The sequence below is a fragment of the Pyxidicoccus trucidator genome, from assembly GCF_010894435.1.
GTDB lineage: Bacteria > Myxococcota > Myxococcia > Myxococcales > Myxococcaceae > Myxococcus > Myxococcus trucidator.
The window spans coordinates 1-14,609 of record NZ_JAAIXZ010000036.1 but is presented as its reverse complement, the minus strand read 5'-3'; the positions used below and the strand labels follow the sequence as shown (position 1 = coordinate 14,609).

Annotated in this window: 13 protein-coding genes; 5 read left to right on the top strand and 8 right to left on the bottom strand. The window is 68.9% G+C overall.

Annotation, left to right across the window (positions count from 1 at the left end; all coding sequences use genetic code 11):
- Positions 1–11: 11 nt before the first annotated feature.
- Positions 12–1,514: an MFS transporter gene (locus G4D85_RS47565; RefSeq protein ID WP_164021624.1), complete on the bottom strand. Its 1,503-nt coding sequence runs from the start codon at positions 1,512–1,514 to the stop codon at positions 12–14.
- A 215-nt stretch (positions 1,515–1,729) separates the two neighbouring features.
- Here G4D85_RS47565 and G4D85_RS47560 point away from each other — a divergent pair, with 215 nt between their 5' ends.
- The 3 genes from G4D85_RS47560 to G4D85_RS47550 are packed head-to-tail and all read left to right on the top strand — an operon-like array spanning position 1,730 to position 3,855.
- Positions 1,730–2,728 (top strand): polyprenyl synthetase family protein, encoded by a 999-nt coding sequence (locus G4D85_RS47560; protein ID WP_164021622.1) that lies wholly within the window; start codon positions 1,730–1,732, stop codon positions 2,726–2,728.
- Positions 2,725–3,312 (top strand): GbsR/MarR family transcriptional regulator, encoded by a 588-nt coding sequence (locus G4D85_RS47555; protein ID WP_164021620.1) that lies wholly within the window; start codon positions 2,725–2,727, stop codon positions 3,310–3,312. The genes G4D85_RS47560 and G4D85_RS47555 overlap by 4 nt, the downstream gene beginning before the upstream one ends.
- A gap of 21 nt (positions 3,313–3,333) precedes the next feature.
- Entirely contained in the window at positions 3,334–3,855 is a 522-nt protein-coding gene (locus G4D85_RS47550; protein ID WP_164021618.1) for a gamma-glutamylcyclotransferase family protein, read from the top strand.
- 192 nt (positions 3,856–4,047) lie between these two features.
- On the opposite strand, the gene G4D85_RS47545 is transcribed toward G4D85_RS47550, so the two are convergent.
- Positions 4,048–4,257 (bottom strand): hypothetical protein, encoded by a 210-nt coding sequence (locus tag G4D85_RS47545; RefSeq protein WP_164021616.1) that lies wholly within the window; start codon positions 4,255–4,257, stop codon positions 4,048–4,050.
- Positions 4,258–4,917: 660 nt separating this feature from the next.
- Here G4D85_RS47545 and G4D85_RS47540 point away from each other — a divergent pair.
- Positions 4,918–5,505 (top strand): LysE family translocator, encoded by a 588-nt coding sequence (locus tag G4D85_RS47540; RefSeq protein WP_164021613.1) that lies wholly within the window; start codon positions 4,918–4,920, stop codon positions 5,503–5,505.
- Here G4D85_RS47540 and G4D85_RS47535 read toward each other — a convergent pair.
- From G4D85_RS47535 to G4D85_RS47520, 4 genes are all read right to left on the bottom strand, one after another.
- Positions 5,502–6,362 carry an AraC family transcriptional regulator gene (locus G4D85_RS47535; RefSeq protein ID WP_164021611.1) on the bottom strand — a complete coding sequence of 287 codons (861 nt, stop codon included), beginning with the start codon at positions 6,360–6,362 and terminating at the stop codon, positions 5,502–5,504. The two genes, G4D85_RS47540 and G4D85_RS47535, sit on opposite strands and share 4 nt — an antisense overlap.
- A 71-nt stretch (positions 6,363–6,433) precedes the next feature.
- The gene (locus G4D85_RS47530) at positions 6,434–7,903 is read right to left on the bottom strand and encodes an MDR family MFS transporter (RefSeq protein WP_164021609.1); all 1,470 of its coding nucleotides are present in this window, start codon (positions 7,901–7,903) and stop codon (positions 6,434–6,436) included.
- Positions 7,904–8,018: 115 nt separating this feature from the next.
- Positions 8,019–8,510: a (2Fe-2S)-binding protein gene (locus tag G4D85_RS47525; RefSeq protein ID WP_164021607.1), complete on the bottom strand. Its 492-nt coding sequence runs from the start codon at positions 8,508–8,510 to the stop codon at positions 8,019–8,021.
- A 2-nt stretch (positions 8,511–8,512) separates the two neighbouring features.
- On the bottom strand, positions 8,513–10,687 hold the full coding sequence (locus G4D85_RS47520) for a xanthine dehydrogenase family protein molybdopterin-binding subunit (protein ID WP_164021605.1): 2,175 nt from the start codon (positions 10,685–10,687) through the stop codon (positions 8,513–8,515).
- Positions 10,688–10,817: 130 nt separating this feature from the next.
- On the opposite strand from G4D85_RS47520, the gene sthA reads away from it, so the two are divergent.
- Positions 10,818–12,215, top strand: coding sequence for a Si-specific NAD(P)(+) transhydrogenase (sthA, locus tag G4D85_RS47515; protein ID WP_164021603.1), 1,398 nt, complete (start codon positions 10,818–10,820; stop codon positions 12,213–12,215).
- Between the two features lie 96 nt (positions 12,216–12,311).
- Here the strand turns inward: sthA and G4D85_RS47510 are convergent, their stop codons facing one another.
- On the bottom strand, positions 12,312–13,361 hold the full coding sequence (locus G4D85_RS47510; protein WP_240359942.1) for a hypothetical protein: 1,050 nt from the start codon (positions 13,359–13,361) through the stop codon (positions 12,312–12,314).
- Positions 13,362–14,248: 887 nt separating this feature from the next.
- Positions 14,249–14,609: hypothetical protein (locus G4D85_RS49090; protein WP_205526029.1), on the bottom strand; the 361-nt coding region annotated here is incomplete at its 5' end.

The window sequence follows — 14,609 nt, the reverse complement described above, 5'->3', positions numbered from 1 at the left end:
CGTCCGGGGCGTCAGCGCTCGCCGTCGCCCGAGCGGGCCTCGGCGAGCGTGGGCGCGGGACGGAAGCGGGGCAGCAGCCTCGCGGCCAGCTCGGACATGGAGCGCGCCGGGTGGGCACCGGGCTCGGGGATGCGCGAGGTCAGCAGGCCCGCGCCCAGCCGGGCCACCGAGGACAGCACGAACAGCACGTGCAGGTTCACCCAGACCTGGCCGCCCAGTATGAACTGCGAGGGCAGGGCGGCGGCGATGGCACCTCCCAGCGCGGCGGCGGCGGAGTAGGCCAGCCCGCCCGCGGTGGCGAAGGCGGCGAGGTAGAAGGGGCGGCCCTTGCGCGGGGCCACGGTGAGGGGCAGCGCGAAGATGGCCAGGCCATGGCCGCTCCAGAGCGCGCCGGCCAGCAGCACGTCGAACAGCAGCGGCCACAGGGTGCCCGCGGACGGCAGCAGCCAGAGCACGGGGATGGCGCTGATGCCCAGGGAGCACGCCATCAGCACCGGCTGCGCGCCCACCTTGTCGATGACGCGCCCCCACAGCGGTGCGGTGAGGATGCGCATCCCCGCCACCGCCGCGGCGTGCAGCGCCATGATGACGAAGGTCATCTTGAGGTTCTGCAGGCTGTGCAGCGCGAAGAAGGGAGCGGACACGCCCACCGCCGCGTTCCAGGCCACCTGGTACGTCAGCACGCGCCGGGCCACCGGGTCCTTCAGCGGCACCAGCGCGCCCTTGAGCTCCAGGCGCGGGGCGGTGCCCGGCGGGGCCGGGTCATGTTGCGTGGCCATCAGCAGCGTCGTCACCACGCCCATGACGCAGGCGCCCAGGGCGAGGAGCGGCAGGCCCAGGCCCACGCCCTCGGGTGGGCGCAGCCGGTCCATCAGCAGGCCCGCCGTGAGGGAGGCCAGCGTGCCCGCCAGCGTGGTGAGCGCGGTGCGCCGGCCGAAGAAGCGGCCTCGCACGGAGCGCGGCACCAGCTCCCCCATCCATGCCACCCAGGCGTTGTTGCCCACCACGCCCAGCAGCGCCGAGGCGCCGGCCACCGTCAGCAACAGGTGCTGCTGCGCGGGGAAGGACAGGCCCAGCCAGGGCAGCACGGCCAGGGGGAACATGACCAGGCGCGACAGGCACACCGCCGTGAGCGCCACCCGCCGGTGCCCGAAGAAGGACGTCAGCCACGCCGCGGGGAACTGCACGAACTGGGCGAAGAAGGGCAGGGCGGTCATCACCCCCACCAGGAAGGGCCCCAGCTTGAGGGCGATGGCCCAGGCCGTGAGCACCGTGGCACCCGCGCACGCGGTGAACACCTCCGCGAACATGCCCTCCGCCACGGACGCGCCCAGGGTGCGGCGCAGCCGGCCGACGGCCGGGGTGGACGTGGGGCCCGGCCCGTCCGCCGGAGGCGCGCCCAGCAGCGGCGCGGCCGAGCCCGGCAGGGACGTGCCAGGGCGGAACAGCGGGACGGCGGACGCGAGCGAGGCGAAGCTGCTCAGGAGGTGACGGCGGAAGGCGGCGGGGCTCAACGCATTCCTTCTTCAATGGTGATGGGGCCCCTCGTCTGTCGCACAGGCACCCCGGGCCCTCAATCCGCCCCCCGGTGAACCCCTCGCGCACGCCTGCCTCCCAGGCGGGCACCGGCCGCGTATCCCACCTCGCCCGCCCGCCTGGAGGGGGACGCTGGATTCAGGTGCAGTTCACGCGGTCTTGAACTATATGAACGGACGAGGAGACGGCGCACATGGACCTGGCTCGGGAGCTGACGGACTTTCTGGGGGCGGTGGAGCAGCGGCTCAACAGCACGCTGGTGGATGGCGATGCCGGTCCGGATGTGAAGGGCGACACCCTGATGGAGGCGGCCCGTCACCTGTGCCTGGGCACCGGCGGCAAGCGGGCGCGGCCCATGCTGGTGCGGCTGTTCGGCGGCGCGGTGGACGTGAAGCCGGAGCGGCTGGTGGACGTGGCGGTGGCGGCCGAGCTGATCCACTCCGCCAGCCTCCTGCACGACGACGTGGTGGACGCGGGCATGTTCCGCCGCGGCCGGCCCACGGTGAATGCGCGCTGGGGCAACATCGTGGCGGTGATGAGCGGTGACCTCATCCTCTCCACCGGCCTGTACCAGCTGTCGCTGCTGGACTCGCGCCTGACGCGCAGCGCGCTCTCCGTCGTCTCCGAGATGACCCGCGCCGCCATCGCCGAGGTGGAGGCCCGTGGCGACCTGGACCTGCCTCTCAACCGGCTGCGCTTCATCGCCGAGGGCAAGACGGGCTCGCTGTTCGGCTGGTGCGGGAACGCCGCGGCCGCGCTCGCGGACAACTCCGAGGCCATGGAGCGCTTCGACGGCTTCGGCCGCCACCTGGGCGTGGCCTTCCAGATTGCCGACGACATCCGGGACATCCTCGGCACGGACGTGGGCAAGCCGCGCTACGCGGACGTGCACTCGCGCACGCCGTCCATGCCCATCCTCCTGGCGGTGGCCAAGGACGAGTCCCTGCGCCGCAAGCTGAAGGACGCGTGGGCCTTCTCCACGATTACGCCCGAGCGCACGAAGGAGATTGGCGCGGCCATCGAGGCCACGGGCGCGGTGGATGCCTCCATGGCGCGGATGAACGTGGAAATCGAAGCGGCGCTGGACAAGCTGGGCCACTTCGCCCAGGAGCCGGCCGGCGCGGAGCTGGTGGGCTGGGCGCGCAAGCTGTCCGCCGGCATCGCCGAGCAGGTCCAGGGGCGGGCTGCATGAAGGGCTACCTGTGGACGGGGGGACCCGGGAGCCCTACATCCGATGCGCCAGCAGTGGAGGGTCGGCTGGCGTCGTGGGAAGCCATCGCGGTGGACGCGGTGGGCAATGTCATTGAGTTCTGGGGCTTCAAGCGCAACCAGGGCCGCGTCTGGGCCCTGCTGTACCTGCGCGGTGAGCCCCTCACGGCGGGCGAAATCGAGCGCGAGCTGGACCTGTCCAAGGGCGGCGTCTCCATGCTGCTCCGGGACTTGGAGCGCTGGGGCGTCATCCAGCGGGTGCGGCTGCCGACGGACTCTGCATGGCGCTACGCGGCCGAGACCGACCTGGTGCGCATGGTGACGCACGTCATCGAGGAGCGCGAGGCGGGCTTCGTGGCGCGCATCCGCGCGGACCTGGCGGAGGCGCGGCGGCTGGCGGAGTCGGTGGGCAACCTGCCGCGCGAGCGGCTCCAGCGGCTGGAGCGGATGACCACGCTGGCCGAGCACGTGGAGCGCGCGCTGAGGCTGTTCATCAAGACGTCGCGGCTGGACGTGTCCGGAGTGCTGGCGGTCTTCCGTGACGAAGCCGGGGCGCCGCGCCGCTGAACGGTGTAGAGGAGGGCGGACATGGACTCGCACTACGACCAGGTGATGAAGGCGCGTGAGGGGGCGGACCCCTCGGCCACGCGGCTGTATTTCGCGTACTCCACCATCCTGGACCGGGCTGCTTTCGACGAGTGGAAGCAGCAGCACAGCTACGCCTTCTTCGAGCTGCCCGAGGGGCGGCTGGCGGAGGCGGTGGACGTGGACCTGGTCTACGACTTCCCCTCGCGCTGGTGGGGTGGGCGGGTGGCGGGGCTGACGGACGCGGCGGGCCGGACGGTGTACGGACGGCTGTTCGAGATTCGCGGCCAGGACTGGCCCATCGTCCAGCACAAGGAAGGCTTCGTGACGGGGATGTGCGTGGAGCGCTCCGTGCGGGTGCGCGTGGACGGGCAGGAGGTAGAGGCCACGGCGTTCGTCACGAACCCGAGGCGCACCTCACAGGACGGCCCGGTGAGCCCGCGCTTCGTGGAGGCGCTGGTGCGCGGCGCCCAGGCCGCGGGCCTGCCCTCCGAGTACGTGGAGCGGCTGAAGCGCGGCGAGTAGCCCGGGCAACCGTGCGGCGGTAGACAGCGGCGTGCCCCCCGGGCTTCCCAGGCGGCCGGGGATGCGCAGCTTCCGGCTCGCCCATGTTCCTCTTCTTCTCGAACAAGCTTGGCTGCTTCGGCAGCATCCTCGTGTCCGTTGCCCTGAGCGCGGTGCTGTACTTCCTCTTCCTGCGCTGAGCGGGCCGACAGCTCACGGCTTCCCGCGCCAGAGGTCGTCCGAGTCCTCTTCGCCGATGGGGTGCACCTTCACCACGCGCCCGTCATCCTCGGGGGTGCTGCGGACCTGCTCCGACTCGGCGGGGGTATGAGGGGCCCGCTCGGAGAAGTTGTCATTCTGGAGGTGGCGCTGGCGTTGCTCGCTCGTCCCTCCGTAGCCCTCGACGATCTTCTTCTTTGCCATCTCCCTGCCTCCAGTTGAGCGCCAAGCCCAACGCTGGGGGCGAGGGGAGGGGGTAGCAAGCGTCACACGGCACGCGGCCTCGGGCCCCTGGATGCACGCCTGCTGGGGGAGCCGCAGCCGATGGCGTCTCCAGCCGGCAGCCATGCCGCCGCCCTGGCTCGCCCCAGTGGGCAGGTCTTCGACCGCTCCTGGTCATGATCGCCATGCCTACATGAACAGACTGTCAGCTAGGGACTTCCGATCGCGCGCTGCTACGGGAACGGGCTTTCAGTGAATGGCACTGATTTTGCGACATGCCGTGCCTACATGAACAGGTCTTCAGTCATTTTCCAGGCCCTCTCCACGGCCTCCGTGAGCACCTCCGGCGAGACTCCGCAGGGCCAGCGCGACGTCGCGGACCGGCAATGCCTACCTGAACGAAATATCAGGCAGTTTCGTGGGGATATGGAGTGCCGTGCCTACATGAACGGACTCTCAGTCATTTCCCGGGGGCGTCCTGAGCGAGGTGAGTCCTCAATCACAGTCAAATAAATACATGTATCAATTATGTCTTTATTGTATGTGTTTGGGTTCGGAGTACGAGGTCACTTTCCTTCAATACGCACGGGAAGCCGGCGCCTAGCTTCGGTCAGACACTTCACCTGAGCCGAAGAGGCATTTATGAGCATCTTTCTTTCCATGGCGGCCTTTGCCCTGGCCGCATCGATTTCTCCTGGGCCCGTGAACATCGTGACCTTGAGCACCGGCGCCCAGTTCGGCTTGCGCGCGGCCATGCGGTACGTGATTGGCGCCACGGTGGGCTTCACGCTGCTGCTGGTGCTGTTGGGCCTGGGGCTGTACGAGATCCTGGAGTACTGGCCGTTCCTGACGGCTGCCATCCGCGCGGGCGGGGTCGCGTTCATCCTGTACATGGCCTATCGGCTGGCGGTGGATGACGGCGCGCTCGGCAATGCGAAGGCTGGGGCCGCACCCACCTTTCTCCATGGCGCAACCCTTCAGTGGCTCAACCCCAAGGCCTGGCTGGCCTCTGTGGCGGGAATGGGCGCCTTCGCGGCGAACAGTGAGCCGCTGCGCGTCTGGCAGTTCGCGGCGGTGTACTTCGTGGTCTGCCTGGGCTCGATGGCTTGCTGGGCCTACGCGGGGACCTTCTTGCGCACCTATCTGGCGAACCCCGCGCGGGTGCGCCTGTTCAACCGGGTCATGGCCGCGCTGCTCGCCGGCTGCGCCATCTACCTGCTCCTGTCCTAGCGAGCTCGGCTCTGGCCCTGGTATTGCCCTGGTGTGGCTGCCAGCAGCTGTTTGAACGCACGCTGAAGGTGGGCCTGGTCCGCGAAGCCAGCCTCATGGGCTACATCGGCAATCCGACGGCCCCGCTTGAGCTGGGCTCGAGCGAACTGGACGCGGCGGTTGACCAGGTAGGCATGGGGCGTCATGCCGAAGCGCTTCTTGAACGCACGGATGAGGTAGGACGCGGACAGCTCCGCGGCCCGGCAGATGTCATCCAGCTTGAGCGGGCGCGTGCAGTTGTCGCTGATGAAGTCCGCTGCACGCTCGATCCTGAAGTTCACCTGCCGCAGCGGTGATGCCGAGGGATTCAGGAACTGCTGCGTCTGCGCGAAGAAGGTGACGGCGGCGCTGTGCTTCTGGAGGGACTCGGACCCGGGGGCGGTCAGCACGTCGTAGAACCGATTGAACGCCGCGTAGAGCCCGGGCTCGGTCGTCAGGGTGCAGGCAAAGGGGTGGTAGCCCTGATTTTCGTTGAGCCCCAGCTCATGCTGGAGGCTGGCCAGCCAACGCGTGTCCACATGCAGCATTCGATAGGACCAGGGCTGGTCATGGATGGGGTTGCAGGCATGTACATCGCCCGGATTCATCACCACCACGGCCCCGGCGCCCACCGGCATGCGGGCGGCCTGGTTCAGATAGGTGCTCCGCCCGCCGGTAATCACGCCGATGGAGAAGGTCTCGTGGAAATGCCGGGCGTAGCAGACCTTGCGCCCATCGTGGACCTCCCGCGCCTCGATGAAGGGCAGCCGGTCATCGCGCCAGAACCGGGAGACGGCCGCCGTCTTCGACCCCGGGTTGCCACGGCTCACCTCGTTCATCCGGTCTCGCTCCTGGGCTCGCGTGGCACGCCTCGGGGAGTCTTCACCGAAGTGGGCAGCTTCCTCAAGGCTCAGTGAGGCGCCGCCACGTCCGCGGCTGCGACGGGAGTCCCCGTGCTCCGTGACACCTTGGGGAAGAACAGCCCCGCGGCAAAGGCCGCCACGGAGAAGGCGCAGATGAGCCAGAAGTTGATGGTGAGTCCCGTTCCGAGCGCGTGGCTGAGCGTCTTGAGCATCTCCGCGGGCACCCCCTCGCCATGCGCGGGACCGAGCAGCGCGTTGGCGGCGGAGACCGGGATGCTCGGGTCCTTGAGGAGCTGGGACACCATGACGCCGCCCATCAGCCCCACGCCGAGCACGCCGCCGATGGTGCGGAAGAACATGTTGCTGGCGGTGGCCACGCCGCGCAGCTCCCAGCCCACGCTGGTCTGGACCGCGATGAGCAGGGCGGTGGACGCGAAGCCCAGCCCCACGCCGAACAGGCCCATGGCGAGCTGCAGGAGGAGGACGGGGGAGTCCGGCTTGAGCAACAGCGCCATCAAGCTGGTGCCCACCACCGTCAGCCCGAGTCCCCCCACGATGAGTGGACGGAAGCCCATCTTGAGCAGCAGGCGCCCCGCGAACACGCTGGCGACCGGCCAGGCGACAATCATCGGGGTGATCATCCCGCCCGCCAGCGTGGGCGAGCCCCCGAGCACGCCCTGGACGTAGAGCGGCACGTAGGTGGTGGCTCCGAACATCGCCGCGGAGAAGAGCGCGCCGGCCACGGAGGAGATGGCGATGGCGGGCTGCTTGAAGAGGGACATCGGGATGAGCGGCTCGGACGCCTTGCGCTCCACCAGGACGAACGCGAAGAGCAGGACGGCCGCCAGGGGCAGCGCCCACAGGTTCTGCCCGATGCCCTGGACGCCGAAGAGCAGCGCCACCACGCCGCCGGAGAGCAGCGCCGCGCCCGCGTAGTCGAGCTGCTGCGGCCGGTGCTTCACCTGCTCATGGAAGAAGGTCATCAGCAGGAGCGAGGTGGCCACGCCCACCGGCACGTTGATGAAGAAGACCCAGTGCCAGGAGAGGTACTTCACGATGAGGCCGCCGGTGAGCGGACCCACCAGCCCGGCGACGCCCCACACGGCGCTGAAGGCGCCCTGCACCTTCGCGCGCTCCTCGAGGGTGTAGATGTCTCCGATGATGGTGAGCGAGACGGGCTGCATCGCTCCCGCCCCCAGCCCCTGCAGGGTCCGGAAGGCGATGAGCATGTTCATCGACGTGGAGAGTCCGCTGGCGATGGAGCCGACGAGGAACAGGCCGGTGCCGAAGAGGAGGATGGGCTTGCGGCCGTACAGGTCCGACAGCTTCCCGTAGATGGGCACGGTGATGGTGGAGGACAGCATGTACGCGGTGAAGACCCACGCGTAGTTCTGGATGCCTCCCAGCTCGCCGACCACGGTGGGCATGGCGGTGGAGACGACGGTGACCTCCAGCGCCGCCATGAAGAGGCTCAGGGCGAGGGCCAGGGTGGTCAGGGGACGGTGGGTCTTTCGCATGCTGTCGGGTCGGCGCCGGAGACGGGCCGGGCCCTTCTAACGGGTGCGGGCGAGAGCCGCCACCGCCAAGCAGGTAGCCTCCGACGTTCCACACGGCGTCAACGCGGCGGCTCGCTCAGCGAGTGTCCGTACCACCCTCGGCTTTTTCCCGGAGCACACGGGCTGCCCGTTTGATGGCGGCCCGGATGCGCACGTAGGTGCCGCACCGGCAGACGTTGTCGCTCATGGCCGCGTCGATGTCGGCATCGGTCGGGTCGAGGTTCTTCCGGAGGAGTGAGACGGCGGCCATGATCTGCCCGGGCTGGCAGAAGCCGCACTGCGCGACGTCTTCGGCAATCCACGCCTGCTGCACGGGATGGAGCCCCGGACCGCCCAGGCCCTCAATCGTGGTGACCTGGGTGCCCGCCACGCCGCTGACGGGCTGGATGCAGGGGCGGAAGGCCTCGCCATCCAGGTGGCTGGTGCAGGCGCCGCACACGCCCACGCCGCAGCCGTACTTCGGGCCTGTCACGCCCAGCAGGTCTCTCAGCGCCCAGAGCAGCGGAAGGTCCGCGGGCGCTTCCACCGACACCGTCTGGCCATTGAGGATGAACTGGTAGGCCGGCATGGTCAGGCTCCTGCATCGAGCAGCGGAAAGCGGGTGGGCATGGTGCCGGTCGCCCGGGCGATGGCATTCGTCAGTGCTGCGGCGGCGCTGGGGTAGCCGAGCTCCCCCACGCCACCGACGCGGTCGTCCGAGCGGACGAGGTGCACCGTGATTTCCGAGGGCGCGTGCCGCATGCGGAGCCACCGGTAGTCGGCGAAGCTGCCCTCGCGCACGGCGCCCGAGTCGATATGGATGCCCGCGCTCAGCGTGGTGGAGAACGCGTCGATGGCCGCGCCCTGGAGCTGGGCCTCGATGCCCTTCGGGTTGATGGGTAGGCCCACATCGGCGGCGATGACCACGCGCAGCACGCGGGGAGCCTCGCCGGTGATGTCGACCTCGACGAGGTGGGCGATGGCGCTGTCCCACTCTTCGAGGACGGCAACGCCTTGAGCGACTCCGGGCGGCAGCGTCCGGCCCCAGGCGCCTTCGAGCGCGACCTTCGCCAGCACGGCCTTGAGCCGGTTCGACGTGAGCTGGGAGCGGCGCAGCTCCACCGGGTCTCGCCCGAGCTCGCGGGCGAGCTGGTCGATGAAGACCTCGTTGGCCACGCCCACCTGGCTGGTGAAGACGGAGCGGAACGACGCCGTGGGGATGGGGAGGGAGACCTCGCGAAGCTCCTGGCCCACCAGTCCGAAGCGATAGGGCACGTGCTGCGTGAGCTCGAAGAAGAGCTTGCTGGTCACCTCGGGAAGGACAGTGCCGGCCAGGGCGGTGATGGCGTCCCCGAACCCATGGGGGAACTCCACGGTGGGAATGGCGGCGCGGTGGTTCCACCCGAGGATGGAGCCGCTCGCGCCCACATACGCGAGGATGCGGTGGTGGCTGGCGGGCCGGTAGCGGCCGTGTCGCATGTCATCGTTGCGGCTCCACATCAGCTTCACCGGCCGTCCGAGCGCGCGCGAGGTGAGCGCGGCCTCCACGGCGGCCTCGGCGAAGAACCGCCGACCGAAGCCGCCACCGGCCCGAGCCGTATGCACGGTGACGCGCTGAGGGGTGAGGGCCCAGCCCAGCGCCGCCGCGACCTCGCGCCGCACGAACTTCGGGTCCTGCGCGCCCAGCCACAGCTCGGCGCTGTCACCCGTCACCTGGGCGACGCAGCTCTGCGTCTCCATGGGCGCGTGGGCGAGGTAGGGGAAGTCGAAGCGCCCTTCCAGGGTGCGCGCCGTGAAGAGCGGCGGGAAGGGGCGCGCGCCGATGGCATCCCGCAGGCGCGCGCGGATGTCCGCGTCGGACAGGTGGCTCGCGGGGCCGGGAGCCCAGGAGATCTGCAAGGCGTCTCGCGCAGCGAAGGCCTGTGCGTAGTTCCCCGCGGCGACCGCCACTCCCGACGGCAGGCGTGCCACGCCCAGGACACCCGGCATCGCCAGCGCGGCCGAAGCGTCGAAGTCCCGCACCGTGCCTCGCAGCGTGGGCGGGCGGGCGACGACCACGGGCACGGCGTTGGGGATGTCCAGGTCGAGGGTGTAGTGCGCCGCCCCGGTGACGATGTCGTGGGCATCGATGCGGCCCGTGGGCTGGCCGACCACCGTGTACTCACTCGGGTTCTTCGGTAGCGGAGAGACGAGTAGCAGCAGCACGGCCGCGGCGTCCTCGGCCAGCTCGCCGTACCCCGCGCGGCGGCCATCGGGAGCAATCACCTCTCCATTCGCGGTGGTGAGGGTGTGCGCGAGCGCGTGCCAGCGGTTCGCCGCCGCGGTGACCAGCCGGGCGCGGGCCGTCGCGGCCGCGGCGCGGATGGGGCCCGAGAGGTAGCGCATCGTCGAGGACAGGCCGGTGAGCTGGATGACCCAGCGCGAGTCCGCGTCGGCGGTGTGCACCTCCACCGAGCCGAGGCTGGCATCCAGCTCCTCGGCCACGAGCATGGCCACACTCGTGGTGATGCCCTGGCCCATCTCGGTACGGGGCAGGGTGGCGTGGATGCGTCCATCGGTCTGGATGGCGATGTAGAGGTTGAGCGCGGTCTCGTCGGCCGCAGCCTCGGGTACCTCGGCTCGAGCGGCGTCCGCCCGTGGGATGTCGAGCCCCAGCCGCGCCGCGACCACCAGCGCCGGCGAGGCCACCACCCACGTGAGGAACCGGCGACGGTCCACCACCACGGAATCAGCCTCGTTCTCGTTCGGCCTGGGCGTGTCCGCCATGGCGAGAGCATGGCACACGCTCCGGAACAGCGAGAACTCCGATCCCGCAACGCCCGCGAGCTTCAAACTCCTGTCGCGAGGTGAACGTGATGCGTGGAGCAGCACGAGGCCACGTGGTAAGGCTCCGGGCATGACCGTTCGGCAGTTCGACGTGGTGGTCCTCGGCTCCGGTCCGGGTGGAGAAGGGGCCTCGATGAAGGCGGTGAAGTCCGGCCGCCGCGTGTGCTCGGTGGAACAAAGTCCCTTCGTGGGAGGGGCCTGCACCCACACCGCGACCATTCCCTCCAAGGCCCTGCGCCACGCCATCCAACGGCTCGTGGACGTGCAGGGGGACCATCCGGAGCTACGAGCGGAGCTGGCGCGCACCACCACCCTCAAGGACATGATGCGCGTGGCCTCCTCGGTGGTGTCCCGCCAGGTCCAGCTGCGCAGCACCTTCTACGAGCGCAACCGCGTGGACCTGGTCGTGGGCCGGGCTCGCTTCCTGGACGCCCACACGGTGGAGGTCGCCGAGCCACGCGGCTCCCAGGAGCTGCTGTCCGCGAAGGCGTTCGTCATCGCCACCGGCTCGCACCCGTACCGTCCGCCCGGGGTGGACTTCGGCCATCCGCGCATCTTCGATTCGGACACCATCCTGCGGCTGCGAGAGCCACCGCAGACGATGATCATCTACGGCGCGGGCGTCATCGGCTGCGAGTACGCCTCCATGTTCCGGATGCTCGGCGTGAAGGTGGACCTGGTGAACACGAGGGACCGGCTGCTCTCGTTCCTCGATGACGAGATCTCCGACGCGCTCTCCTACCACCTGCGCGAGCAGGGAGTGCTCATCCGCCACCAGGAGGAGATGGCCCAGGTGGAGGCGCGAGGAGACGGCGTGGTGCTCCACCTCAAGAGCGGCAAGCAGCTCAAGGCGGACGCCTTCCTGTGGGCCAACGGGCGCACGGGCAACAGCGCCGACCTGGGACTGGAGGCACTGGGAATCGCCATGGACTCGCGAGGCTGCATCCAGGTGAATGACGCGTACCAGACCTCCGTGCCCCACATCTACGCAGTGGGCGACGTGGTGGGGGCTCCTTCACTGGCGAGCGCCTCGTATGACCAGGGCCGCTTCGCCGCCACGCACATCGTCGAGGGGCGGCTGGAGCACAAGCTGGTCAAGGACATCCCCACCGGCATCTACACCAGCCCGGAGATCAGCAGCCTGGGCCGCACCGAGCGCGAGCTGACCAGGGCCGGCGTGCCCTACGAGGTGGGTCACGCCTTCTTCAAGAGCCTGGCGCGCGCGCAGATCACCGGGCGCACCGTGGGCATGCTGAAGCTGCTGTTCCACCGGGAGACACGGGAACTCCTCGGCATCCACTGCTTCGGGGACAACGCCTCGGAGATCATCCACATCGGCCAGGCCATCATGGCGCAGGACGGCCCGGGCAACAGCATCGACTACTTCATCAACACCACGTTCAACTACCCGACCATGGCCGAGGCCTACCGCGTGGCCGCGCTCAATGGCCTCAATCGCCTGTTCTGACGCGGGGGCGGACGACGTCCATGTCCGGTTCCCGCGCGGGCGTGTGCGCTCACACCCGCGGGGGGACGTGAATCACGGAGGTGGGGGCTCGGACCTTCAGTCCACGGCAGCCTGGTCCACATAGAAGACCACGCGCCCGCCGAGTGACGGGCTGGTGGAGCCCTGGTAGCCCTCGGTCACCGTCCACAGGTTGGTGCCGCTGCCGGTGGCGTGCATGCCCTCGGGCATCCGGGCCCACCTGCTGTCTCCCGACAGGTACGCGGTGCGCGACGCGCCCGTGGACACCTTGAAGAGTGCGCCGCTGTAGCGGGTGGAGCTCAGCCAGTACGACGTAGTCGCGGTCGTGGTCATGATGGGCGCCACGCCCTGCACATTGGGCTCGTTCATGATGTACGCCCGCTCGGGTGCCGCAGCGCCATTCACCGTCTTGAGTCGGTTCGTGGTGGCATCCACCGGCCAGCGGTAGAGCCGCCCGCCGAGCCCCGGAGTGGAGTCGTCATATGGGCACTGCGCATCGCTGCTGTTGCAGTACTCCCCGGAGAGCACCACGTCCGTGGTGCCGCGCGTGTCCTTGCCCAGGAAGGAGAACTTGGGACGGCAGGGGCTGGTGAGGGTCGACGGCACCACGTACGCGCTCACCTGCGGCAGCACGTACTTGTAGCCATAGGCGCACCACACCGAGTTGACCTTGCCAATCCGCGTCTCACAGGTCGCGCTGGCGTCCACCTCGCGAATCTGCGTGAGGTCGAACACACGGAACCCCTGGGAGGTGTCGGCCAGATAGAGGTAGTTGCCGTACCAGGCCAGCCCCCCGCCATGCACGGGCACGGCGGTGAAGTTGCCGGAGCTGGTGGGCCGAACCAGGAGGACGTGGCGGTAGTTCACCGCACTCAGGGACATGTCCGAGATGTCCGCCACGGAGATGCGCACGCCCTTGTCCGGGCTGGTCGCCGCGTAGTGCCAGGAGACGATGGCCACATTGGTGGCACCGGACACGCCGGCGGTGAGCGCCTGGGGCACCCAGTCCGTGGTGGCCATGTCGCCATCGTTCCAGCGGAAGCCTCCCTTGTAGCCCACGGCGGGTGGGTGGTTGGTGCCTCCGAGGACGGGGCCCACGCGGTTGAGGTCGCCGAGCACGCCTGGCATTCCGACCGCGGGCCCCACTGGCGTCATGTAGGAGGCGGCGCTGCTCCAGGTGTTCTGGTCCTGCAGGCGAAGGCAGCTCGCATCGTGCGCGGTCAGCGGCGCGCCCTCCGTGAGAGCCTGTTGCGAGGTGCCGGAAGTATCCTCGAGCTCCTGCTCCGGGGCAGAGCCACACCCCGCGAGCCCGACTCCCGCGACCCACATCACGACGCCAAGAACCCGAGCCCTCATGTGGAAATCATTCACGAGCGTGTCTCCTGAGCAGAATGCAGCGTTTCACCGGAATCCAGCTCTGTAGCCCGAAAGCGGACCTGCCAGAAGGCGGGCGAGCGCTCTGTTCCTTCAGGCCCGGCGAGGAAGCAGCCCAGGGGACTCAACCCGGACGCAGTCACGGGCAGGGGCGATGACGGAGGGGCGGAACAAATGAGTCCGCGGAAGCGGTTGACTCACAACGCGGCGGTGGTAGAAGCCGCGCCCCTTCTCCGAAGGAGCAGCTGGCCGGAAGCCGTGGCCAGTCAGCTCCCGAAAAAGAGCGGGAAGAAAGAGTCAGCAGGAGGCGGTTGACTCACAACGCGGCGGTGGTAGAAGCCGCGCCCCACTCGACGGACCCGCTGGCGGGCAGCAGCAGCCAGATGGATCCGTAGAGCGCAGGACGGAAGAAAAGAGTCGGCCGAAGCGGTTGACTCGAAACGCGGTGGTGATAGAAGCCGCGCCCCCACGACGAAGCCCGCGCACTGGCGCGGAAGGGACTTCGGACGTGGTGCAGCCCCGACAAACAGAATACGGCGGTCGACGAAGCAGGTTGACTCACAGCGCGGCGGTGGTAGAAGCCGCGCCCCCGACGAAGAAAAAGCCCGGGAAGAAACAGGGCGAGGAACTCGGAGGGAGAGTCAACGAAGCGACGGTTGACAGGGAAGGCGGCCAAGCGGTAGAAGCCGCGCCCCCTCGAAAGAAAACAGCGGAAGCCACTGGGCGGCGCTGAGGACTTCGAGGACGCCACGAGAAAGCGAAAGCAGAAGTTGCAAGCGGACGCGAACTCGAATAGAAAATGCAGCCCCGCCGGTTGAAAACGGCAGGCAGCAAACGCAGCAACGGTAACAAAAAGTCGCAAGCAATTCAAGCGACTCGGTCTTTGAAAACCAAATAGCAAGCCCAAGTAGAAGACAGATTGCGGAAACCGCAGTCAATTCTTTGACGGTGCCAGCCAGGTCGCGCTGAGAAGCGCAGCCGGCAGCACCGATATGAATCAGC

Excerpts from the sequence above, each read along its gene's own strand:
- G4D85_RS47520 (WP_164021605.1), bottom strand. The coding sequence starts at position 10,687 with ATGGCGGACACGCCCAGGCCGAACGAGAACGAGGCTGATTCCGTGGTG.
- G4D85_RS47560 (WP_164021622.1), top strand. The coding sequence starts at position 1,730 with ATGGACCTGGCTCGGGAGCTGACGGACTTTCTGGGGGCGGTGGAGCAG.
- G4D85_RS47535 (WP_164021611.1), bottom strand. The coding sequence starts at position 6,362 with ATGAACGAGGTGAGCCGTGGCAACCCGGGGTCGAAGACGGCGGCCGTC.
- G4D85_RS47550 (WP_164021618.1), top strand. The coding sequence starts at position 3,334 with ATGGACTCGCACTACGACCAGGTGATGAAGGCGCGTGAGGGGGCGGAC.
- G4D85_RS47540 (WP_164021613.1), top strand. The coding sequence starts at position 4,918 with ATGAGCATCTTTCTTTCCATGGCGGCCTTTGCCCTGGCCGCATCGATT.
- G4D85_RS47525 (WP_164021607.1), bottom strand. The coding sequence starts at position 8,510 with ATGCCGGCCTACCAGTTCATCCTCAATGGCCAGACGGTGTCGGTGGAA.
- sthA (WP_164021603.1), top strand. The coding sequence starts at position 10,818 with ATGACCGTTCGGCAGTTCGACGTGGTGGTCCTCGGCTCCGGTCCGGGT.
- G4D85_RS47555 (WP_164021620.1), top strand. The coding sequence starts at position 2,725 with ATGAAGGGCTACCTGTGGACGGGGGGACCCGGGAGCCCTACATCCGAT.
- G4D85_RS47510 (WP_240359942.1), bottom strand. The coding sequence starts at position 13,361 with ATGCCAGGCGTGCTCGGCGACCTCAACCGCGTGGGCCCCGTCCTCGGA.
- G4D85_RS47545 (WP_164021616.1), bottom strand. The coding sequence starts at position 4,257 with ATGGCAAAGAAGAAGATCGTCGAGGGCTACGGAGGGACGAGCGAGCAA.
- G4D85_RS47530 (WP_164021609.1), bottom strand. The coding sequence starts at position 7,903 with ATGCGAAAGACCCACCGTCCCCTGACCACCCTGGCCCTCGCCCTGAGC.